Source organism: Agromyces excoecariae (assembly GCF_051715505.1).
GTDB lineage: Bacteria > Actinomycetota > Actinomycetes > Actinomycetales > Microbacteriaceae > Agromyces.
The window spans coordinates 147,578-168,074 of sequence record NZ_JBPSLA010000006.1 but is presented as its reverse complement, the minus strand read 5'-3'; the positions used below and the strand labels follow the sequence as shown (position 1 = coordinate 168,074).

The following is a 20,497-nucleotide window of genomic DNA, read 5'->3' as shown; positions in this document are numbered from 1 at the left end:
GATCAGGCCGGGACGACGTCGACGCCGTGCCAGAACGCGACGTACTCGCGGATCTCGGCGGCCGCGTCGGAGGGGGTGTTGTAGGTCCAGGCGGCGTTCGGGTTGCGCTGCCCGTCGACCTCGACGTGGAAGTAGTTCGCGGTGCCCTTCCAGTGGCACACGGTGCGGTTGTCGCTGGCCACGAAGTACTCCGGGCGGATCGCCTCACGCGGGAAGTAGTGGTTGCCCTCCACCACGACGGTGTCGTCGGAGTCCGCGATGACCGTGCCGTTCCAGATCGCCTTCATGCCCAGTTGTTCCTTCCTTCGAGCGGATGGCGCAGCCGCGCCGTCCACCACCATTGAACGCCGCCCGCGCACCGATTCATCCCGATGCATGGAAATTCTCAGGTTTGCGGTCAGTGAAGCGCGGATTCTCATGCAGGAGCGGGGGAGGCCCGTGCGCGGAGCCCCCGCCCTCACCGGGCCCGTCCAGCCGGGCGACCGTAGACTCGCAGGCATGACGCGCGCAGACCTCGGCAAGGACCCCCGTGACGTCTCGGCGATGTTCGACCGGGTCGCGGCGCGCTACGACCGCACCAACGCAGTGCTCTCGGTCGGCAACGCCTCGCTGTGGCGCGTCGCCACGACGAAGGCCGTCGCGCCGAAGCCGGGCGAGCGCATCCTCGACGTCGCCGCGGGCACGGGCACCTCGAGCGCCAGCCTCGCGAAGTCGGGCGCGAGCGTCGTCGCCGCCGACTTCTCGCCGGGCATGATCGAGGTCGGCCGACGCCGCCAGGCGCACGTGCCGAACCTCGTGTTCGTCGAGGCCGACGCCATGAAGCTGCCGTTCGGCGACGCCGAGTTCGACGCGGTCACGATCTCGTTCGGCCTGCGCAACGTGAAGGAGCCGAAGGTCGCGCTCGCCGAGTTCCTGCGGGTCACCAAGCCGGGCGGGCGCCTCGTGGTGTGCGAGTTCTCGCACCCGCCGGTGGGCGTCGTGCGCGCCGGCTACGACTTCTACCAGAAGGTCGTCATGCCGCCGCTCGTGAAGCTGTCGAGCTCGAACGACGACGCGTACGAGTACCTCAACGAGTCGATCAACGCGTGGCCCGACCAGCCGACGCTCGCGGGATGGATCCGCGAGAGCGGATGGACGGATGTCGCGTGGCGCAACCTCACGGCCGGGATCGTCGCGCTGCATCGCGCGCGCAAGCCGATCGCCCCCGCGGAGCATTGAGCGCGGCGCGTTCGACAAGCTCGCAGCATCCGCTCGGCCGGCTCTCGGTAGGCTGGGGCTCGTGAATCCGAGCCACACGGTCCGTCGCGCCTCCTCGCTGGCGGCCAACCTCGGCCTCAGCGAGCGGGTGTTCGCCTCCTCGGCCGATCGCGCGATGGCCCGGGCCATCGACGACGGCCTCGAACGGGTCGAGGTGGGGCTCGTCGACCAGGTCCGCTTCGCGGACACCGTTGCGGATGTCACGAGCCGCTACCTGCTCGAGGCGGGCGGCAAGCGGGTACGCCCGATGCTCACCCTGCTCACCGCGCAACTCGGCGACGGCAGCGTCGACGACGTCGTGACCGCGGCGATGGCCATCGAGATCACGCACCTCGGGTCGCTGTACCACGACGACGTCATGGACGAGTCGGAGCGTCGCCGCGGCGTGCCGAGCGCGCAGACGGTGTGGGGCAACTCGGTGGCGATCCTCACCGGCGACCTGCTCTTCGCGCGGGCGAGCCAGCTCATGGCCAAGCTCGGGGAGCGCGCCATCCGCATGCAGGCCGACACGTTCGAGCGGCTCGTGCTGGGCCAGCTCAACGAGACCGTCGGGCCCGACCCCGACGAGGACCCGATCGAGCACTACATCCAGGTGCTGGCCGACAAGACCGGGTCGCTCATCGCGGCGGCCGCGCAGTCGGGCATCATCTTCGGCAACGCCGACCCCTCGCTCGAGGCGCCCATCATCGAGTTCGGCGAGAAGATCGGCGTCGCGTTCCAGCTCATCGACGACGTCATCGACCTGTCGCCCCAGCCGGAGGAGACCGGCAAGGTCCCCGGAACCGACCTGCGCGCGGGCGTCGTGACGCTGCCGCTGCTGCGGCTCGAAGAGCTGGCGAAGACGGATGCCTCGTCGGCCGACCTGCTCGACCGCATCCGCCGCGACGTGCTGCCGGCGTCGGCCGATGATCTCGACGACCCGTTCGACACCAACACGCTCGCTGCGCGGATCGTGCCGTCGCGGGCGACGATCGACGGGATCGTCGCCGAACTGCGCGAGCATGAGGCGACGCGCGCGACGCTCGCGGAGGCCCACCGCTGGGCGCGCGAGGCCGTCGAGGCGCTCGAGCCCGTACCCGAGGGCAGCGTGAAGAAGGCGCTGACGCGCTTCGCCGACACCATCGTGGAGCGCTCGAGTTGAGCCCTGCTCCTTCGACGACGACAGGAGGTCACCGACGGTGACGAGGAACAAGTTGCGCCTGGCCATCGTGGGCGCCGGCCCGGCCGGCATCTACGCCGCCGACATCCTGCTGAAGTCCGAGCGGAACTTCGACGTGTCCATCGACCTGTTCGATCACCTGCCGGCGCCCTACGGGCTGGTCCGCTACGGCGTCGCGCCCGATCACCCGCGCATCAAGGGCATCATCACGGCGCTCCGCGAGGTGCTCGACCGCGGCGACATCCGCATCTTCGGCAACGTGCGCTTCGGCGAGGACATCACGCTCGCCGACCTGAAGAAGCACTACAACGCGGTGATCTTCGCGACGGGTGCGGTGAAGGACGCCGACCTCAACATCCCGGGCATCGAGCTCGAGGGTTCGTACGGCGCGGCCGACTTCGTCAGCTGGTACGACGGGCACCCCGACTACCCGCGCGAGTGGCCGCTCGAGGCGGCATCCGTCGGCGTCATCGGCAACGGCAACGTCGCACTCGACGCGGCGCGCATGCTTGCCAAGCACGCCGAGGACCTGCTGCCGACCGAGATCCCCGCGAACGTCTACGAGGGGCTGAAGGCCTCGCCCGTGACCGACGTGCACGTGTTCGGCCGCCGCGGCCCGACCTCGGTGAAGTTCACCCCGCTCGAGCTCCGCGAACTCGGCGAGCTGCGCGACGTCGACATGATCGTCTACGACGAGGACTTCGACTACGACGACGCCGCGCGCGCGGCCGTCGCCGGCAACAAGCAGGTCTTCGTGATCGACAAGGTGCTGCAGCAGTGGCGCCAGCGCGAAACCGGACAGGCCTCGCGCCGCCTGCACCTGCACTTCTTCGCCAAGCCCCTCGAGGTCGTCGACGACGGCAACGGTCGCGTGGCCGCGCTGCGCTACGAGCGCACCGCGCCCGACGGCGAGGGCGGCGTCGTCGGCACCGGCGAGATCCGCGAGATCCCGATCCAGGCGCTCTACCGCGCGGTCGGCTACTTCGGTTCGCCGCTGCCCGGGATCCCGTTCGACAAGAAGTTCGGCGTCATCCCGAACCACGAGGGCCAGGTGCTGATCCGCGACAAGGAGACCGGACAGTCGCGCCAGATGTACGGCGTCTACGCGACCGGGTGGATCAAGCGCGGACCGGTCGGCCTCATCGGCCACACGAAGTCCGACGCGATGGAGACCATCAAGCACCTCATCAACGACCTCGGCAACTGGTGGCGGCCCGAGTCGCCGTCGGAGGAGTCGGTGATCGAGCTGCTCGAGTCGCGAGGCATCGAGTGGACCGACCTCGACGGATGGCACCGCCTCGATGAGCACGAGCAGGCGCTCGGCGCCGCCGAGGAGCGCCGCCGCATCAAGGTCGTGCCGCGCGACGAGATGGTGGGCATCTCGCGGGGCGAGGTCTAGCGACCCTCTGGTTCAGGGTGCCAGGTACGCGTTCAGTTGCGCGCGCACCGACTCCGAGACGGCACCGGTTCCTCCGAGCACCACGATCCGCTTGGGCTTGAGTCGCTGCAACTCCGCTGCGACCGGGGCTGGGATCGAGGCGGCGTTGGTGAGGAGGACGGGGCCGCCGTACGTCGCTGCTGCAGGGGCGCCCGAGAGCGCGTCGGGGAAGTTCATGCCGTTGGCGATGTACGCGACGGGTACTCCTGCACCGAAGGAGGCCGTGCTGATCGCTGCCGAGGTCGCGAATCGGTCGGCCCCGGCGAGGCGGGTGACGGTTCCGCTCGTGTACGACTCGAGGGCCTTCCGCAGGGTGTCGCTGACGGCACCGGTGCCTCCGAGCACCACGATCCGCTTGGGCTTGAGTCGCTGCAACTCCGCTGCGACCGGGGCTGGGATCGAGGTGGCGTTGGTGAGGAGGACCGGACCGCCGTACGTCGCTGCTGCAGGGGCGCCCGAGAGCGCGTCGGGGAAGTTCATGCCGTTGGCGATGTACGCGACGGGTACTCCTGCACCGAAGGAGGCCGTGCTGATCGCTGCCGAGGTCGCGAAGCGGTCGGCCCCGGCGAGGCGGGTAACGGTTCCGCTCGTGTACGACTCGAGGGCCTTCCGCAGGGTGTCGCTGACGGCACCGGTGCCTCCGAGCACCACGATCCGCTTCGGTGCGAGGCGGAAGAGTTCGTCGCTGACCGTCCAGGGCAGGTAGTCGTTCGCACCGTTCAAGAGGATGGGCCCGCCCGAGATCCCGGCTGCGGGCGCCCCCGAGAGTGCGTCGGGGAAGTTCAGACCGCTCGCGACGTAGGCGACCGGCACTCCCCGCGCGAAGGCGGCCCTGCTGATCGCGGCCGAGGTCCCGAATCGGTCCGCGCCCGAATGACGCGAGTTGGTCTCGAACGTGACGGCAGCCGTCTCCACTGAGGTCCGCGCGAGCGTCGGATATCCCGACTGCGTACCCGTCACCTCCACCGTCAACCGCATGCCCACGAGCGTGGGCTCCACGGTGTAGGTCGAGGCCGCGGCGCCCGGGATGACGATGTCGTCTGCATACCACTGGTAGGCGAAGTCCGTTCCGGAAGTCCACGGGCCGGGCGACGCGCTGAGCTCGGAACCCACGTACGGCGCTCCCGCGATCTGGGGCGTGGCGGCCACCGCCACGCGGAGTGTGGGCTCGGATACCTTCACCGGCGTCGGGTACCCTTCCAGCTTCCCGGAGACGGCCACCGTGATCGCCTTGCCGACGAGGTCGCTGTGCACCGTGTAGGTCGACCCCGTCTCTGGAAGGATCTTGCCACCGGCCCACCACTGGTAGTAGAAGGACGTACCAGGGGTCCACGCTCCGGCGGACGCAGAAAGCGTCGCCCCGACCGTGGGCACGCCCGAGATGGTCGGGACCGCGCTCCTGCCCACGCCCGGCGTCTCTGCGGAGATCGCCGAATGCGCGGGGTGGCCTGGCTTCGTGCCCGTGACCTTCACGCTGATCCGCGCGCCGGTCACGGAGTCGGGGACGACAAGCCTCGATTCCGTCGCGCCGTCGATCTCGGACCCATCGGCCATCCACTGATAGGCGAACTCCGTCGATGCGCTCCATGTTCCCGGAACGGCGTACACCGTGCGACCGACCCATACCGTTCCGTCGAGCGTGCCCGAGATCGTCGGTGTCGCCCAGTTGAGTACTCGGAGCGTCGGGGCCGAGGTCCTCGACACGCCGATGTAGCCGGCCGCCCCGCCGGTGACTTCCACCGAGATGGCCTTTCCCTCCAGCCCCGGCCAGGGCGAGAGCGTCGAGCGGAACTCAGTCGGAAGCAGCTCGCCGTCGGCGAACCATCGATATGAGAAGTACGCCCCTGCCGCCCATCCGTCTGTCACGGCGGTCAACTGCGACCCGACGACCGCAGTGCCCGAGATCGTCGGCTCTGCTGATGGGATGGTTGGAAGCGAATCGAGCTCGACCTGCGCATCGAACGTCTCACCGCTGGTCAGTTCGATCCGAGTTGCGGTCGCGAGGTCGGCCTGGTCCTGCCACCATTCGTCGATCTGCGGCCACCGTCCTCGGAACGAGAGGGCGTAGGTGCCGGGTACGAGCCGGAACTCGAAGGTGCCGTCGTACCCGGAGATCGTCGACGATGCGCGCCTGGGTTCCCGGCCATCGGAATAGATCTCGTAGGCGTCGATGTCGATGTCGGACAACGGAGCGCCGACGCTATCGCGCACCGAGCCCGTGATCGTGACCGGCTTGTCCAGCTCGACGTCGACGCCATCACGGAGCTCGCCGGGTTCGAGGTTGAGGTGCGTCGGCGAACCCTGGCCGTTCGATCCGTCGTCCCACGTCTCGCCGATCACGGTACCGTCGAACTTCCCGAACCCGATCGAGTAGTCGACGCCGGGTGAGAGGCGCAGCGCGAATCGCCCCTCCGCATCCGTCAGGGTGGCGACCCACAGGTTGCGGTTCGCCCATCCGACGTTCACGTCACCGATGGTGGCGGGTGAGGCACGTACCCGGGCGCCCTCGACCGGGCCGTCGATGGTCGTGACGCGCCCGGTGATGATCGCAGCACTCACCCGCGTGATATCGATTCCGTCCACCGGCTGCCCGGCTTCGACGTGGATCGGAGTCGCCGCGGCAGGCAGCGTCGTCCCGCCGAACCAGGTGGGGGCGGCACCACGATCGAGCGTGGCGCCCACGACCGGGCCATCGCCGGGAGCGACCGCGAAGTAGTCGCCCGAGGGAAGGCCGGCGACGGTGTAGGAGCCGCCGCCATGCGATGCGCCGATGCCCTCGACGACCTCGAGTTGGCCCTCGGAGTCGGTGCGATAGATCGTGGGTACGAGTGCGTCGGCTGTCTCCCCGTTCGGCTCCGTGATGGTGCCTGAGATCGAACCGTCCGCGGTGGGCTCCGTACTCGCCCACCGGTGCGACGTCTCTCCGACGGCCGCACCTGCATGCGCTGCAGCCGGCACACCGAACATGGTGACCGCGAGGACGGCGAGCGTCGTCGACGCCCGTGCCACGAGCCGTGTTGCACGAACCCGGTGCATTCTCCTCCTTGAGCGACGCGAAACAGGTCGCTGCGACCGCACGACAACCGAAGTCATGCGTCGCGGCCGAAGGGCCGCGACGCATGGTCACGCAACCGTATCGGAGAACGAGGAGGACGCGAAGCGCGCGCCTGGTGACCCTCCCGAATCGTGCCTGCCGTGTACGCCACTCAGACTGGGGGCGGCGAGGCGATACCCCGGTAGGTCGGGTCGATTCGAGCGTCGGCGCTATCGAGCTCCGAGGGCAGGACTACGACTGGTGCCCGACGGGCGGCTCCCCGACGAACTCGTGCGCCTCGCGCGCCAGCTCCGACCAGAGCTCGCGATCGCTCACGCGCACCCACGTGCGGCTGTCGCCGCCGCGCGCCGAGTGGAACGGCACGACGATGCCCCGCGCCTGCAGGTCGGCCGACCGTGCCGCGGGCAGGTCGACCACGAGTTGCCCGCCGTCGAGGAACGCGAACAGCCGGCCCTTCACGAGCAGCCCATCGGGCGTGGCATCCACGTCGTAGTCGGCGTCGTGCAGCAGCTCGTTCGCCACCGCGTCGTAGGTCGCCAGCGCGTCATCCATGTCATCCCCCCCCTCATCGATGCCTTCGCGGGGGAGCCTACGCCGCGCGCGCCCCGCGCGCCGCGCTACGCTGCACACCATGCCCCTCGCCCCCGTCGCCCTCGTCGTCGGGGCCGCCCTCCTCGGCGCCGTGCTCGGCTGGTGGCCGCTCGCCGTCTGGACCGACCGCAACATCCATCGAGAACGATCCGAGCGGATGCCGCTGCGCGCCCTCCGCGCCTGGACGGCCGGCACGACCGGCGTGCTGTTCGGGGTCATCGCCTGGCGCTACGGGCTCGACCCCGTGTTGCCGGCCCTGCTGGCGCTCGCCGCCGCCGGCGTCGCCCTCTCGATCGTCGACCTCACCGAGAAGCGCCTCCCGAACGCCATGGTCTTCCCGACCCTGCTCGTGGTCGCGGTGCTGCTCGTGGTGGCGGCCGTGCTCACGGGCGAGTGGCTCGCGCTCGCCTGGGCGGCCGCCGGCTCCGCCGGCATGTTCCTCTTCTACTTCGTGCTCGCGCTCATCTCGCCGAAGGCGATGGGAATGGGCGACGTGAAGTTCGCGCTGCCGCTCGGGCTGGTGCTCGGCTGGTTCGGCTGGGTGATGTGGGTCGCCGGGCTGATGGGGGCGTTCCTCGTCGGCGGCGTCGTGGCGATCGTGGCCCTCGCGCTGCGGCGAGTGACGCTGCGCGGATCGGTGCCGTTCGGGCCGTCGATGGTCGCGGGGGCGGTGCTGGCGCTGGTCGTGCTCGCGCGCTGAGGACGGCATCGCCGGGGCCTAGTGCGGGTCTGTCCCCTGACGGTCCGGTCCCTGTCCCCCGAAAAGCGGACTCTAGCATTCGGATGGCGGATCGCGAGTTACGCGAAGATCACGTTTGTACCCCGGCCTGTACCCAATGAGGGGGTGCCCCGAAATGGGGCATAGCGGCCGATTCGTACGTATCGATACGTTCTTCGAGCCGCTTGCGCCAGTGGGCGGCACCCCCAGATTCTGATCGACCCGAAGGGTGTCACTCATGCTCAAGCTCTTTACGCGCGGCCAGGCGCTGATGAACTCGCTCCGCTCCGAAGAAGACGGCAACGCCGCGGAGTACGGCCTGATCATCGCGATCGTTGCACTCGGCATCATCGTCGGCCTCGGAGTGCTCGCCGGCGCGCTGAACGGCATGTTCGGCCGCGTCGGCACCTCGCTCGGTGGCGTTCCCGCTGCCCCGTGATCCTCAGCGATGCGGGCCTCGTTGGCGCGAGGCCCGCTTCGCCGTTCCCCGGAGGCGTTGAGCGTGAGCCGTAGATCAGAGCGTGGCGCATCCGCCGTGGAGTTCGCACTCATCATTCCGGTACTCCTTCTGCTCGTGTTGGGCATCATGGAGTTCAGTCGGCTGTACAACTACCAGATCTCGCTGGCGAACGCCGCGCGGTCGGCTTCGCGCGTGATGGCCATCTCCAATGATCAGGTCGCCGCCGTCGATGCGGCGATCGCAGCTGCCCCCGCACTGAGTCCCGCGTTGACTGGCGGGAACATCGCGTTCTCGCTGCCGACCTGCTCGACCGGAGCTCGGATGGGTGTCACGATTACCTACGCTACGACCCTGATGACGGGTGCTTTCGGCCCCTCGATCACCTTGACGGGAACTGCCGCCACACCTTGCGGAGGATGAAGGCCATGCGAAAGACGACGGGCTGGCGCACGGTTCGCTCGCTCCGAGCGAGCGAACGCGGGGCGAGTGCTGCTTTGATCGGACTCCTCCTCGTTCCGTTGCTCGGTTTCGCCGGGATCGCGATCGACGTGGGCGCCCTGTACGCGGAGAAAGCCGAACTGCAGAACGGCGCGGATGCCGCGGCGCTCGAGATCGCCGTGGCATGCGCCAAGGACGAAGCTGCCTCCGCCTGCATCAGCGCGTCGCCGGCCGGGATCGCGGGAGCGAACGACTCGAACGACGGCGTCGAGGACATCGGATCCGTCAGCCTCGACCTCAACGCGAATACCGTCACCGTTATTACGAATACCGAGGACATCGGCGTTCGCCACCCGCTCGCATCGATGATCCCTGGCATCGGCGATGCCACCGTGGTCGTTGCAGAGGGGGCGGCGGAGTGGGGTGTACCAGTTCGCGGAACCACGCTGGCGCTCGCGATCGGATACTGCGAATTCGCTGATCACCCGCCGCAGGAAGGTGTCGCGAACCCCACCAAGATCCTCATCGAGTACGAGACCGAGACGCGTCGAAACTGTCCCGGCGCCTTCGCACCGGGCGGGTTCGGATGGTTGCCCTCGCTGGACTGCTCTGCGGACATCGACATCGCCGATCCCTGGGTGGCGAGCAAGCCCGGAAACTCGACCCAGCACACGGGCTGCAGTGACGCCTACATGGCCGCCCTCCTCGGGGAGACCGTCTTCATCCCGATCTACGACGACTTCCGCGGGACCGGCGCCAATGTGGAATTCCACATCCAGCAGTTCGCCGCGTTCAAGATCACCGGTTTCAAGATTTCGGGCCCGAACACGTACATTGACCCGACGGCGCCGGGATGTCCGGGCAATTGTCGAGGGATTCAGGGCTACTTCATGAAGTTCGTGTCGCTCGACGACGCGTTCGACCTCGGCAATCCGAGCGGACCCAACAGCGGTGCCGCTCTCGTGCGACTGATCCTGCCGGGCACGTGATCGGCCTCGCGATCATGCCGCACTCCCTACAAGAAAGGCCCTGACGTTGATTCGAATCATCGGCGCGATCGTTGCCGTGGTGCTGGCCCTCCTCGGCGGCGTAGCCCTGTTCATCTACGTCCAGGGAGCAGATCAACGCGCGGCGGACGGTGCCGAGTTCCGCCAGGTGTACGTGCTCACCCAGGAGGTCCCGAAGGGCACGGCGGGCGAGGCCATCTCCGAGTTCGTCGAGATCGACGAACTCCCGGCGCTCGCGATCCAGCCGGACATCGTCACGGACCTGACCACGCTCGCTGGTCTGGTGACCAATGCATCGCTGCTCCCTGGTGAGCAACTCCTGATGGCGAGATTCTCCGACCCGGAGGACCTGGCCGCCGCTGGCGACGTGGCGATCCCGGATGGCTATCAGGAGATCACGATCGCCCTGCCGGTCGAACGCGTCGTCGGCGGCGCCATACAGCCGGGCAGCACGGTCGGGGTCCTCTTCACGAACACGACCCAGTCTCCGGCATCGAACGAGCAGCTCGCCGTGACGAAGTTCATGTACCACGGCGTCCTGGTGACTAAGGTCACGGCCGGCCGAACGCTCGTCACCAACGAGACCGAAGAGAGCGCGCGAGAGGTCAGCGCGTTCCTGCTGACTTTTGCGGTTACGACCGCTCAGGCGGAGAACATCGCCTACGCGGCTGAGCAGCAGGACGACGGGAACGGTGGGATCTGGTTGACCCTCGAACCGGAGGGTGTGGACACCAGCGGCTCGCAGCTGCGTAGCGGACAGAACGTCTTCCAGTGACGCGGTACCTCCTGGTCAGTCGCAGTGCGGAGTACGAGTCTCGGCTCCGCCGGCTCCTCCGCGCCCGGCTGCAGGTCGTTCCCGGCGAGTACGTGACCTTCGGGCCCGACTCGGTCCTCGGGCAGGTGGAGCGTTCGCCGCGGATCGCGCTGCTCGGGCCGCTGCTGAGCTACGAGGAGACGAAGTCGCTCAGCGGCGCGCTCGCGGAACGGTATCCCGGAATCGGCCTCATCGTGGTTCGGGAGCAGCGGTCGGACCTCGAGGATTGGGTCGACGGCATGGAGATCCACGCGGTACTCAGCCCCGAGGCAGCGGAGGGCACAACCGAGGCGCTGCTCGAGCGTCTCGACGACTGGCTCGTCGCGTCCGGGCGCCTCCCTGAGATAACTGCGGATGAGCTCGCAGCGGAGGCCCGGCGAGACGACGTCGCGAGTGTCTTTGCCGAAATGTCGACCGTCATCGACGACGATCCGAGACCACGCCTGTTGGCCGTTGGTGCCGAGCCTGAGATCGAGTCGGTTTCGGAGCTCGAACTCGAGCCTGAGCCACAGCCGGAACCTGAGCCACAGCCGGAACCTGAGCCCGAGTGGGTCCTCCCGCCGATCGGCGCAGGTACCCGATCGGAGATCATCGTGGTCGCGGCGCCGAAGGGTGGCCAAGGCAAGACCACGACCGCGATGAACCTCTCTGCGGGACTCGCTGAGGTTCACCCGAACTCCGTGGTTCTGGTGGACGCCGACGTGCAGTTCGGCGACATCGCGAATGCGCTCGACCTGAATCCTCAGTACTCGCTCGCCGATGTGGTCGGCGTGGGTGAGGACGAGGTGGCCATGAAGGCCCTGCTCACCCGGCACAACGACGACTTCTTCGTCGTCGCCGCGCCGCCGTCTCCCGAGATGGCGGACCAGATCCCTCCGACGGCCCTCGCAGCCCTTCTGCGACGGCTCGCCGGCATGTTCCGTTTCGTCGTGGTGGACACGACGCCAGGGCTCGGTGAACATACCCTCGTTTCGCTCGAAGAGGCGACCGATGGTGTGTTCGTGACCAACATGACCGTGCCGAGCCTTCGCGCGTTGCGCAAGGAGTTCGAACTGCTCGTTGCGCTCGACATGCTGCCCACCAACCGTCACATCGTCCTGAACTTCGTCGAGAAGAACACCGGCCTCTTGCCCAAGGATGCCGAGCGCATCCTCGGGGCACAGGTCGACGTCGAGGTCCCACGATCCCTCGGAGTCGTTCACGCCTCGAATGCCGGGACACCGCTCATCCATCACGACGTCCGGGACCCGGCCGCACGGGCGATCCGTGCTGTGGTCCAGCGGATCGAACCCGAAGCCATCCCCACCCGCAAGCGCATCCACAGGAAAGCGAGGGCAGCGCAATGAGCCTGAGCGATCGACTTGAACGAGCCCGAGGAGCTCGCCGTAGTGCGGGCATCGAGGCGCCGCCGGACTACCTCGCCGAGAACAGGCTCGGCGCCCCCTCTGCCGCAAAGCCGGACAGTACCGATGAGGAGCGTGTCTCGTCGACGCCTCCCGTGGAAGACGCTGGCGCCGACTCAGCGAGCGCCGATTCGTCAGGGTCGCAGCCACCCGGCGGCCCGTCTGACGGCGGCGGCGCGACATCCGGGATGCACGACGGCGACACCCACGAGGAGCACACAAGCACCTGGGCGGCGCTCGCGGGAGACGACTATGCACCGACCCACGCCGTGGATCCCCTGACCGACCTCAAGGAGCGCGCGGCACAGGAGCTCTTCCGGCGCATCGGCACGAGACTCAACGACTCGAGCATGACCGAGGAACGGCTGCACGCACTCGCGCGCGAGGAACTCGGGTTCATCGTCGAGGCGGAGCAGGTCGCCCTCACGACTGCGGAACGCAACCGTCTCATTACCGAGATCGGGGCCGACGTGCTCGGCTTCGGGCCGCTCGAGCCGCTGCTCGATGACCCCGAGGTCACGGAGATCATGGTGAACCGTTTCGACCAGATATTCGTCGAGCGGAGAGGTCGGCTCTACGAGTCCCGCAATCGGTTCACCGGGGAGCCGCAACTGCGTCGTGTCATCGAGCGGATCGTGTCGCGAGTCGGACGTCGAATCGACGAGTCGTCGCCCCTCGTCGACGCTCGCCTCGCGGACGGCTCCCGTGTCAACGCGATCATTCCGCCCCTTGCTGTCGACGGCTCCTCGCTCACGATCCGAAAGTTCGCGCGGACCCCGTTCACCGTCGAGGACCTCGTCGGCTTCGACACCCTAACGCGTGAGATGTCCACGCTTCTCGACGCGGCCGTCCGCGCAAAGCTGAACATCCTCGTGTCCGGCGGCACAGGCACCGGTAAAACCACGCTGCTGAACGTTCTCTCCGCGTTCATCCCCGGTGACGAGCGCATCATCACGATCGAGGATGCGGTCGAACTCCAGCTCCAGCAGGAGCACGTGGTGAGGCTCGAGTCGCGCCCGGCGAACATCGAGGGTCGTGGTGAGATCACGATCCGCGACCTCGTCCGCAACTCGCTCCGCATGCGCCCAGACCGGATCGTCATCGGCGAGGTCCGAGGCGGGGAGAGTCTCGACATGCTGCAGGCGATGAACACCGGCCACGAGGGGTCGATCTCGACGATCCACGCGAACTCTCCGCGCGACGCGCTGTCGCGCCTCGAGACCCTCGTGCTCATGGCGGGCATGGATCTGCCCTTGCGCGCCATTCGCGAGCAGATCGCGTCGGCGATCGACATCGTCGTGCAGATCTCGCGTCTGCGCGACGGCACGCGTCGCGTCGTCTCCGTCACCGAAGTCCAGGGGATGGAGGGCGAGATCATCACGCTGCAGGACGCGTTCGCCTTCGACTTCGCCGCGGGCATGGACGCCGAGGGGCGATTCCTCGGGCACGCCGTCCCAACGGGTGTGCGTCCCCGGTTCGTCGACCGATTCGAGGAACTCGGCATCGCGATCCCCGCGAGCATCTTCCGGTACGAACCACGCGGGTATGGCATCGGGGAGATAGCGTGAGCCTCGTCTTCAGCGCCGGCCTGCTCCTTTCGGTCCTTGCTCTGCTCGCTCTCGTACTGTTCGTCATCGCGCCACCGCCGAAGCGGGTTGCGGTGGAGCGGCGGATCGCGCCCGGCGAGGAGTACGTCTCGGCACTCTCGCGGGCGACGGACAAGACCGTCGCGGTCATTGATAGCGCCATGGCCCAGCGGAACCGTGGCATGTTCAATGAGGAGCGCCTCGAGCTCGCCGGCATCCGCACCTCGCCGTCGGGCATGATCATCATCACGTTCTCCCTCGCCGCGGTCTTCGCCGTCCTCGGGGTGCTCGTCGGCTTCGGGTCGTGGTGGGCACTCCTCTGGGCGGTGCTCTTCGCCATGCTCGCTCCGCTGTTCGTATCCCTGGTGCTGACGATCCGGACCGGTCGTCGTCGCGCCGCATTCGCCGACCAGCTCGACGATACCCTGCAGTTGGTGTCAGGCAACCTCCGAGCGGGCCACGGCCTCACACAGGCCTTGGACTCGGTCGCACGCTTCGCGGACCCGCCGACTACGGAGGAGTTCTCACGCATCGTCAACGAGACGAGAATCGGTCGCGACCTCGGTGACGCGCTCATGAGTACGGCCGACCGCATGCGCTCCGATGACTTCACGTGGGCGGCCCAGGCCATCGAGATCAACCGCGCCACCGGCGGCAACCTTTCGGAGACGCTGCAGCGGACCGCGGCAACAATTCGCGAGCGCAACCAGATCCGCCGCCAGGTGAAGGCGCTCAGCGCCGAGGGACGGCTATCGGCAATCATCCTGATCGTGCTTCCCGTCGCCGTGTTCCTCGGCGTCCTGCTGCTTCAGCCGGGGTACCTCGCACCATTCTTCGTGCCTCCGTGGGGTTGGATCGCGATGGCTGTCGCTGCCGTCCTCATGGCCGTGGGCACGGTTTGGATGCTCTTCGCCGTCAGAGTGAAGTTCTAGGTGGCTGACATGTGGATCGCGTATGTCCCCGTCGCCGTCATCGCCCTCTCGGTCGGCGTGCTTGTCTTCATCGTGTTCACGACAATCCCGGTGAAGGCCGATGTCGTCGCTGCAGTCGCCCCCGCGACAGAGACCGAGCGCGCACGCGTCGAGAAGGCTTCGTTCGCCGAGACGCTCGCCTCCGTCATGCCCACGGGCTACACGGGCTGGGTCCAGCGGAAGATCATCTACGCCGGACGAGCGGGTCGGTGGACGGTCGGCGGTTTCCTGATCGTCCGACTCGTCGTCGCGATCTTCGGGATCCTGTTCATCGCCCTCGCAGCGTTCGGCTCGGATGTGCTGCTGCTTCGCATCGGTGGCATCGTCTTCGGGTTGCTGGTTCTGCTGGCCCCGGAGATCATGCTCGCAAGCCGGGCCGACGACCGGCAGAAGGCGATCATGCTGGCCCTGCCCGACACGCTCGACCAGATGACGATCGCCGTCGAGGCCGGCCTCGGATTCGAGGCTGCGATGGCCAAAGCCGCGCAGGGGAGCCGCGGGCCGCTCTCGGAGGAGCTCATCCGCACCCTGCAGGACATGAGCATCGGGCGGTCGCGCAGCGACGCCTACTCGGCGCTCCTCGCGCGCACGGACTGCACCGATCTGAAGCGGTTCGTCCGGGCCGTGCAGCAGGCCGATCGCTACGGCATCGCCATCGCGGACGTGCTCCGCGTCCAGTCCGGCGAGATGCGGATCAAGCGCCGCCAACGCGCCGAGGAATCAGCGATGAAGGTGCCGATCAAGGTCGTCTTCCCACTGGTCTTCGCGATCCTGCCGGTGCTGTTCATCGTGCTGCTCTACCCGGCCGTGGTCGGCATCATCGCCGCCTTCTCCTAACACCATCTCGAGGGAGGGCCCGTCGCCTCGCACCGCAGGTGCTCGCGATCACCTGTCCGATGCGCCGTCATCTGGGAGCAACGACTCGCGAACGTGAGGCATGGGTGCTGAGTCATCTCTTCGCGCGCCCCGTTCCCACGGCCAAATATCAGGTCTAGTGAGGAAGAGCGGATAAAGGCAGACGCAGGTGATGGTGAAAGCGATCAGGGCGGGGCGCTCATCGACCATCAGGATGAGGATCGAACCATGCAGTGCGAGACCCAGTGCCACGGCGATCCGACGGCTCGAACTGAACCAGAGACCCACTGCGATGAAGATCTCGACCAGGATCGTATTCGCTGACGCGATCACGAACATCCGCTGCGGCAGCTCGATCCATACCCATGACTCGAGCGGAACCCCAGAGAGGAAGACGGGATTGAGCTTGCTCAGTCCCGCGAAAAGGTAGCAGACGGACAACTGGGTCATGAGGAGCAGTTGCGGCCACCAGGGAACGACTGTACGCCGTGCCCGTGAATCGACTGACCACGCCGATCCGGCTCGCGCGAAGATCAGGCACGCCATGAGCAGGGTCGCCAACCATCGATGACTGCTGTACATCTGCTGGTCCCACGCGAGGACGAAGACGCCGAGGGCGGTCGAGGCAATCGCTGCGATCTCGACGTGCCATCCCACGGCTACCGCAATGCCGGCAAGAATCGAGGCACCGACCACGACCATGACGCGAACCTCGGTCACGTCGACCGCGAATGCTTCCCATGGCACCTTGACGTCGAGGCGCACGATCCGGTTCAGGATCTCCCAGGCTTCCAGCGAGTTGAGGACAGCAGCAATGCCGATACCGGTACGCGCGACGGCGACAGGGCGAGGATCGGTCTGCAGCATCATGAGATGCACGTGAGGCTCCGAATTCGTCCATCCTGTTCGACGAGGACCTCGACGGCAGTCGGGATACCCGAACACATCGCTTCGGGCAGCGCCGGCAGCCAGTCGATGTCTGGACGGTACTTCGCGACGAACGGCCGAGGATCCAAGTGTTCCGTCCGCCCGTCATCGTGTACTACCTGAGCCGAAACGCCGCCGATGCCGGAGTACATCTGGAAGCCGAACTTCGCCGGCGGGGGACTCAGCAGCGCGATAGTGGGGACCACGATTTGGGCGAGCATCACGCCGGCGACCCCGAGCGAGAGCAGGCGTCCGCGCCCGAGTGATCGGGGTGTCGGCGTGTGGGATCTCTGCGCATTCTGTCGCACGCCTCAACGCTAGGGGGCCGATCGTGCGACCGGTACTCCCCGGTCCGTGGCGCAATGGGAGAAGGTGCCTAGGCTGGCCCCGAGGGGGTCCGCATGGGGGATGCAGCCGGCTGGCGGCCCGATGTGCTCGGGCCCGGGTTCGAGCAGCTGACGCTGCCGCTCGAGGCTGACGATGAGGGCGAGGTCGTCGCGACGCTCGTGCGGCATGCCGCTGGCGAGAGTGGCGAGGCCGCGGCATCCGCTCGGCGCCGGTGGCGCTGGCCCTGGGAACACGAACCCGAGCCGCAGCCGTGGCCCGCGGCAGCCGGGTGCGACGTGCTGTACGTGCACGGGTGGAGCGACTACTTCTTCAATCCCGAGCTGGCGCGGTTCTGGAGCGATGTGGGGGCGCGGTTCTACGCGCTCGACCTGCGGAAGTACGGGCGGAGCCTGCGGGAGTGGCAGACGCCCGGGTACATGACCGACCTGGCGGTGTACGACGAGGACATCGAGGCGGCGCTCGGCGTCATCGCGCGCGAGGGTGGGCCGGAGGCATCCGCTCGGCCGTTGATTCTCGTCGGGCACTCGACCGGCGGGCTGACGCTCAGCCTGTGGGCGGCGCGCAACCCGGGGCGGGCGGCGGCGGTCGTGCTGAACAGTCCGTGGCTGGAGTTCCAGCTGAGCGGCATCGGGCGGCAGGCGATCCAGCCGGTGATCGGGTTCCGAGCGCGGCTCGCGCCGATGGGGCCGCTGCCGAACGTCGACCTCGGGTTCTACGCGCGGTCGGTCGCGAAGGAGCTCGACGGCGAGTGGGAGTACGACCACGCGTGGCGGCCCGACCGCGGGTTCCGCACGCATCCGGCGTGGCTGACCGCGATCCTCGCGGGGCACGCGGTCGTCGCCGCCGGCATCGACGTCGGCGCGCCCGTACTGACGCTCGTGTCTGCGCGGTCGGTGCTGCAGGCGACGTGGGATGATGCGATGCTCACCTCCGACATCGTGCTCGTCGTCGACGAGATCGCGCGCCAGTCGTTGAAGCTCGGGCCGAATGTCACCGTCGCGCGCATCGACGGGGCGCTGCACGACGTGTTCCTCTCGCGGGAGCCGGCGCGGGCCGCGGCGTACGCAGCGATCACGGGGTGGCTGGAGGGGTACGGGCCTCGACAGTGAGGCCGGGTGCGGCCATGTGATGCCGTCGGCACCGACGCCCGGCCGCGGGCGCTACTCGGCGACGGTGTCGCCGTGGCGGTGGGCGACCCGCCACTCGCCGCCCTCGCGCCGGTACACCTGCGTGACGCGCAGCGTGTAGGCGCGCGGGACGCCGTCGACCGACACCGCCGTGCGCTCGAGCGCCACGGTGTACGCGGCGTCGCCGATCACGTCGGAGGCGAGCACCTCGATCTCGAACCGCGTGCAGTCGGAGAAGCTGCGCTCGAGGAACGCGAACAGCTCAGCCGTCTCCGCCAGCCCGATGGCGTTCTTCCAGGCGCCGAGCACGCTCACCGGTTCGACCGGCGACCAGAGCGCACGGCGCGGGCCCGCGTCGCCCTCGTGCAGGGCTCGCTCCGCTGCGGTCAGCGGGCCGCGGACCCACTCCAGGAAATCGTCGTGCTCGGTCATACCGTCAGGATGCGACGGGCGAGGCTCGAGCGCAATCGGTCGGCGCAGGTGTCGCGCGGGGTCGCCGTTCGTACGCGGCTGCGCCGCGGCATCCGCTCGCCGTGGTCTCGGGCCGGCCGCGCGCGCCCGCGTCCGCGCCCGCGTCTCAGCGGAAGTTGACGAACTGGAGGTCGACGTCGAGGTCGGCGGCCTTCAGCAGGCGGATGGTCTCCTGCAGGTCGTCGCGGCTCTTCGACGAGACGCGCAGCTCGTCGCCCTGGATCTGGGACTTGACCGTCTTCGGGGCCTCGTCGCGGATGAGCTTGCCGATCTTCTTCGCGTGCTCCTGGTCGATGCCGTTCTTCAGGCCGATCTCGATGCGGAACTCCTTGCCCGACGGGTAGGGCTCGCCCGCGTCGAGCGACTTCAGCGAGATGCCGCGCTTGATGAACTTCGACTGCACCACGTCGAGCACCGCCTTCACGCGCTCGTCGGTCGAGGCCTTCAGCAGGATCTTCTCGCCCGACCACTCGACCGACGCGCCCACGCCCTTGAAGTCGTAGCGCTGCTCGACCTCCTTGCGGGCCTGGTTGACGGCGTTCTCCGCCTCCATCTTGTCGACCTTGCTCACGATGTCGAACGTCGAATCAGCCATGCGGGTCAGTCTAGCGAGGGGGGCTCTCGTGCCTCTCCGTCTCTCGTGCCGCTCGAAGTGAGGTTTCTGCGTGTAAGTCACCTGCGGGAGTGGACTCGGGCGCAGAAACCTCACTTCGGGCGAGACGCACCACGCCGCGGCGGCGCCCGTCCTCCACTGGAGGCGTGCCCGCGAATGCGCCCACTCGGATCGTCGCTGCAGGCGGAAGGAAGGACGCTGCCGGGCACCATCGGCGGAGTGATCGATGAGCTTCCCACTGCCGAGCACGGGCTGGTGCTCGCTCGAGACCTGCGCGCAGCCGGGCGCGAAGCAGAGCTCTATGCAGCGGTCCGAGCGGGGTCGCTCGAGCGCGTTTGGCGCGGGGCATATCGGGTGCCCGGCACTGCCGAGGCGACCATGCCCGCGGCGAAGGTTGCGGCGATACGTTATCGGGCAGTCGTCCAGGCGGCGGCGCTCAAGCTCGCCAAGCCGGTGTTCACCGGTCACTCCGCTGCGGCACTCGCCGGGCTACCGATCGTCGGGCCTTGGCCGTCCCATGTCGTCGTGATGTCGCGTGACGGCCTCGGGAGCCGTCGCCCAGGCGTGGTGTCCGTCGCGCGACCTGCGTCGCTCGCTGTCTCCGAGACCGACGGGTGTCGGACGACGAGCATCGAGTTCACCCTCATCCAGCTCGCCAAGCACGCGCCGCTCGCGGCGGCCCTGGTTGCGACGGATGCCGCACTGCACGTTCCGCGACGAGGCGATCGTCGCATACCGCTCACGACCCTCGGGGCGCTGCGAGCTGAGCACGAACGCCTCGGCCGATATCCCGGATGCCTTCGCGTCGACGCCGTGCTCGACCGCGCCACGACCGACTCGGATTCACCGCTCGAGACCATGAGTCGCTTGGTCCTCGAGGAGTTCGGCTTCCCGATCCCAGTTCTCCAGCACCGCTTGTGGTTGCCGGAGTTGCAGCGCAATGCCGACCTCGATTTCTTCTGGCCCGAGTACGAGGTCGCCGCGGAGGCGGATGGGGAAGGCAAGTACCTCGGCGCGGGCGGTGTCGTTGCCACTTCCACGAGCGTGGTGCGGGAGAAGGAACGAGAGGACGCGATCCGACGTCTCGTTCGCGGATTCGCTCGCTGGGACTGGAATGAGATGTGGAGGAAGGAGCCCGTGCGTGCGCGTCTCAGTTCCGCAGGCCTCCCCACGGTGCGGACGCCGGTCCGATTGATCGTGCTCGGCTCGAAGTGAGGTTTCTGCAGGTGAGTGAGGTGTCGAAACGAACTCAGACGCGG

Annotated in this window: 21 protein-coding genes; 14 read left to right on the top strand and 7 right to left on the bottom strand. The window is 68.0% G+C overall.

Features of this window, described 5'->3' with window-relative positions; translation table 11 throughout:
* Nucleotides 1–2: 2 nt before the first annotated feature.
* Complete coding sequence (locus ACSJD1_RS07985; RefSeq protein WP_438854783.1) at nucleotides 3–287, bottom strand: DUF427 domain-containing protein; 285 nt, start codon at nucleotides 285–287, stop codon at nucleotides 3–5.
* A 211-nt stretch (nucleotides 288–498) separates the two neighbouring features.
* Here ACSJD1_RS07985 and ACSJD1_RS07980 point away from each other — a divergent pair, with 211 nt between their 5' ends.
* The 3 genes from ACSJD1_RS07980 (at nucleotide 499) to ACSJD1_RS07970 (ending at nucleotide 3,815) form a co-directional block, all read left to right on the top strand.
* Entirely contained in the window at nucleotides 499–1,218 is a 720-nt protein-coding gene (locus ACSJD1_RS07980; RefSeq protein ID WP_438854782.1) for a demethylmenaquinone methyltransferase, read from the top strand.
* Nucleotides 1,219–1,279: 61 nt separating this feature from the next.
* Nucleotides 1,280–2,398, top strand: a complete 1,119-nt coding sequence (locus ACSJD1_RS07975; RefSeq protein ID WP_438854781.1) for a polyprenyl synthetase family protein — start codon at nucleotides 1,280–1,282, stop codon at nucleotides 2,396–2,398.
* Nucleotides 2,399–2,435: 37 nt separating this feature from the next.
* Complete coding sequence (locus ACSJD1_RS07970; protein ID WP_438854780.1) at nucleotides 2,436–3,815, top strand: FAD-dependent oxidoreductase; 1,380 nt, start codon at nucleotides 2,436–2,438, stop codon at nucleotides 3,813–3,815.
* Nucleotides 3,816–3,827: 12 nt separating this feature from the next.
* Here the strand turns inward: ACSJD1_RS07970 and ACSJD1_RS07965 are convergent, their stop codons facing one another.
* A complete protein-coding gene (locus tag ACSJD1_RS07965) occupies nucleotides 3,828–6,890 on the bottom strand; it encodes a cell wall-binding repeat-containing protein (RefSeq protein WP_438854779.1) in 3,063 nt (1,020 codons plus the stop codon).
* A 250-nt stretch (nucleotides 6,891–7,140) separates the two neighbouring features.
* Entirely contained in the window at nucleotides 7,141–7,461 is a 321-nt protein-coding gene (locus ACSJD1_RS07960; protein ID WP_438854778.1) for a hypothetical protein, read from the bottom strand.
* A gap of 79 nt (nucleotides 7,462–7,540) precedes the next feature.
* Between ACSJD1_RS07960 and ACSJD1_RS07955 the strand changes: the two genes are divergently transcribed.
* From ACSJD1_RS07955 to ACSJD1_RS07915, 9 genes are all read left to right on the top strand, one after another.
* Complete coding sequence (locus ACSJD1_RS07955) at nucleotides 7,541–8,200, top strand: prepilin peptidase (RefSeq protein ID WP_438854777.1); 660 nt, start codon at nucleotides 7,541–7,543, stop codon at nucleotides 8,198–8,200.
* 256 nt (nucleotides 8,201–8,456) lie between these two features.
* Nucleotides 8,457–8,657: a Flp family type IVb pilin gene (locus ACSJD1_RS07950; RefSeq protein ID WP_438854776.1), complete on the top strand. Its 201-nt coding sequence runs from the start codon at nucleotides 8,457–8,459 to the stop codon at nucleotides 8,655–8,657.
* A gap of 96 nt (nucleotides 8,658–8,753) precedes the next feature.
* Nucleotides 8,754–9,098: a TadE/TadG family type IV pilus assembly protein gene (locus ACSJD1_RS07945; RefSeq protein WP_438854775.1), complete on the top strand. Its 345-nt coding sequence runs from the start codon at nucleotides 8,754–8,756 to the stop codon at nucleotides 9,096–9,098.
* 5 nt (nucleotides 9,099–9,103) lie between these two features.
* Nucleotides 9,104–10,105 carry a pilus assembly protein TadG-related protein gene (locus ACSJD1_RS07940; protein ID WP_438854774.1) on the top strand — a complete coding sequence of 334 codons (1,002 nt, stop codon included), beginning with the start codon at nucleotides 9,104–9,106 and terminating at the stop codon, nucleotides 10,103–10,105.
* A 46-nt stretch (nucleotides 10,106–10,151) separates the two neighbouring features.
* Nucleotides 10,152–10,898, top strand: coding sequence for a Flp pilus assembly protein CpaB (gene cpaB, locus ACSJD1_RS07935; protein WP_438854773.1), 747 nt, complete (start codon nucleotides 10,152–10,154; stop codon nucleotides 10,896–10,898).
* A gap of 92 nt (nucleotides 10,899–10,990) precedes the next feature.
* Nucleotides 10,991–12,283 carry an AAA family ATPase gene (locus ACSJD1_RS07930; RefSeq protein WP_438854772.1) on the top strand — a complete coding sequence of 431 codons (1,293 nt, stop codon included), beginning with the start codon at nucleotides 10,991–10,993 and terminating at the stop codon, nucleotides 12,281–12,283.
* Between the two features lie 245 nt (nucleotides 12,284–12,528).
* Nucleotides 12,529–13,908 (top strand): CpaF family protein, encoded by a 1,380-nt coding sequence (locus ACSJD1_RS07925; protein ID WP_438854771.1) that lies wholly within the window; start codon nucleotides 12,529–12,531, stop codon nucleotides 13,906–13,908.
* On the top strand, nucleotides 13,905–14,858 hold the full coding sequence (locus ACSJD1_RS07920) for a type II secretion system F family protein (protein ID WP_438854770.1): 954 nt from the start codon (nucleotides 13,905–13,907) through the stop codon (nucleotides 14,856–14,858). The genes ACSJD1_RS07925 and ACSJD1_RS07920 overlap by 4 nt, the downstream gene beginning before the upstream one ends.
* 9 nt (nucleotides 14,859–14,867) lie before the next feature.
* Nucleotides 14,868–15,734 (top strand): type II secretion system F family protein, encoded by an 867-nt coding sequence (locus ACSJD1_RS07915; protein WP_438854797.1) that lies wholly within the window; start codon nucleotides 14,868–14,870, stop codon nucleotides 15,732–15,734.
* A gap of 48 nt (nucleotides 15,735–15,782) precedes the next feature.
* On the opposite strand, the gene ACSJD1_RS07910 is transcribed toward ACSJD1_RS07915, so the two are convergent.
* Together ACSJD1_RS07910 and ACSJD1_RS07905 are read right to left on the bottom strand one after the other, a co-directional pair.
* Complete coding sequence (locus ACSJD1_RS07910; RefSeq protein ID WP_438854769.1) at nucleotides 15,783–16,622, bottom strand: HTTM domain-containing protein; 840 nt, start codon at nucleotides 16,620–16,622, stop codon at nucleotides 15,783–15,785.
* On the bottom strand, nucleotides 16,619–16,987 hold the full coding sequence (locus ACSJD1_RS07905) for a hypothetical protein (protein ID WP_438854768.1): 369 nt from the start codon (nucleotides 16,985–16,987) through the stop codon (nucleotides 16,619–16,621). The genes ACSJD1_RS07910 and ACSJD1_RS07905 overlap by 4 nt, the downstream gene beginning before the upstream one ends.
* A gap of 93 nt (nucleotides 16,988–17,080) precedes the next feature.
* Here ACSJD1_RS07905 and ACSJD1_RS07900 point away from each other — a divergent pair, with 93 nt between their 5' ends.
* On the top strand, nucleotides 17,081–18,136 hold the full coding sequence (locus tag ACSJD1_RS07900) for an alpha/beta hydrolase (RefSeq protein WP_438854767.1): 1,056 nt from the start codon (nucleotides 17,081–17,083) through the stop codon (nucleotides 18,134–18,136).
* A 51-nt stretch (nucleotides 18,137–18,187) separates the two neighbouring features.
* Here ACSJD1_RS07900 and ACSJD1_RS07895 read toward each other — a convergent pair whose 3' ends face one another.
* Nucleotides 18,188–18,586 carry a nuclear transport factor 2 family protein gene (locus tag ACSJD1_RS07895; RefSeq protein ID WP_438854766.1) on the bottom strand — a complete coding sequence of 133 codons (399 nt, stop codon included), beginning with the start codon at nucleotides 18,584–18,586 and terminating at the stop codon, nucleotides 18,188–18,190.
* Nucleotides 18,587–18,731: 145 nt separating this feature from the next.
* Nucleotides 18,732–19,220, bottom strand: a complete 489-nt coding sequence (locus ACSJD1_RS07890; protein ID WP_129233407.1) for a YajQ family cyclic di-GMP-binding protein — start codon at nucleotides 19,218–19,220, stop codon at nucleotides 18,732–18,734.
* Between the two features lie 372 nt (nucleotides 19,221–19,592).
* Here ACSJD1_RS07890 and ACSJD1_RS07885 point away from each other — a divergent pair, with 372 nt between their 5' ends.
* A complete protein-coding gene (locus ACSJD1_RS07885) occupies nucleotides 19,593–20,453 on the top strand; it encodes a hypothetical protein (RefSeq protein WP_438854765.1) in 861 nt (286 codons plus the stop codon).
* Nucleotides 20,454–20,497: the final 44 nt, after the last annotated feature.

Coding starts and splice junctions, on each gene's coding strand:
- ACSJD1_RS07960 (WP_438854778.1), bottom strand. CDS start 7,461: ATGGATGACGCGCTGGCGACCTACGACGCGGTGGCGAACGAGCTGCTG.
- ACSJD1_RS07910 (WP_438854769.1), bottom strand. CDS start 16,622: ATGATGCTGCAGACCGATCCTCGCCCTGTCGCCGTCGCGCGTACCGGT.
- ACSJD1_RS07955 (WP_438854777.1), top strand. CDS start 7,541: ATGCCCCTCGCCCCCGTCGCCCTCGTCGTCGGGGCCGCCCTCCTCGGC.
- ACSJD1_RS07895 (WP_438854766.1), bottom strand. CDS start 18,586: ATGACCGAGCACGACGATTTCCTGGAGTGGGTCCGCGGCCCGCTGACC.
- ACSJD1_RS07925 (WP_438854771.1), top strand. CDS start 12,529: ATGCACGACGGCGACACCCACGAGGAGCACACAAGCACCTGGGCGGCG.
- ACSJD1_RS07890 (WP_129233407.1), bottom strand. CDS start 19,220: ATGGCTGATTCGACGTTCGACATCGTGAGCAAGGTCGACAAGATGGAG.
- ACSJD1_RS07940 (WP_438854774.1), top strand. CDS start 9,104: ATGCGAAAGACGACGGGCTGGCGCACGGTTCGCTCGCTCCGAGCGAGC.
- ACSJD1_RS07950 (WP_438854776.1), top strand. CDS start 8,457: ATGCTCAAGCTCTTTACGCGCGGCCAGGCGCTGATGAACTCGCTCCGC.
- ACSJD1_RS07985 (WP_438854783.1), bottom strand. CDS start 287: ATGAAGGCGATCTGGAACGGCACGGTCATCGCGGACTCCGACGACACC.
- ACSJD1_RS07980 (WP_438854782.1), top strand. CDS start 499: ATGACGCGCGCAGACCTCGGCAAGGACCCCCGTGACGTCTCGGCGATG.
- ACSJD1_RS07900 (WP_438854767.1), top strand. CDS start 17,081: ATGGGGGATGCAGCCGGCTGGCGGCCCGATGTGCTCGGGCCCGGGTTC.
- ACSJD1_RS07915 (WP_438854797.1), top strand. CDS start 14,868: ATGTGGATCGCGTATGTCCCCGTCGCCGTCATCGCCCTCTCGGTCGGC.
- ACSJD1_RS07965 (WP_438854779.1), bottom strand. CDS start 6,890: ATGCACCGGGTTCGTGCAACACGGCTCGTGGCACGGGCGTCGACGACG.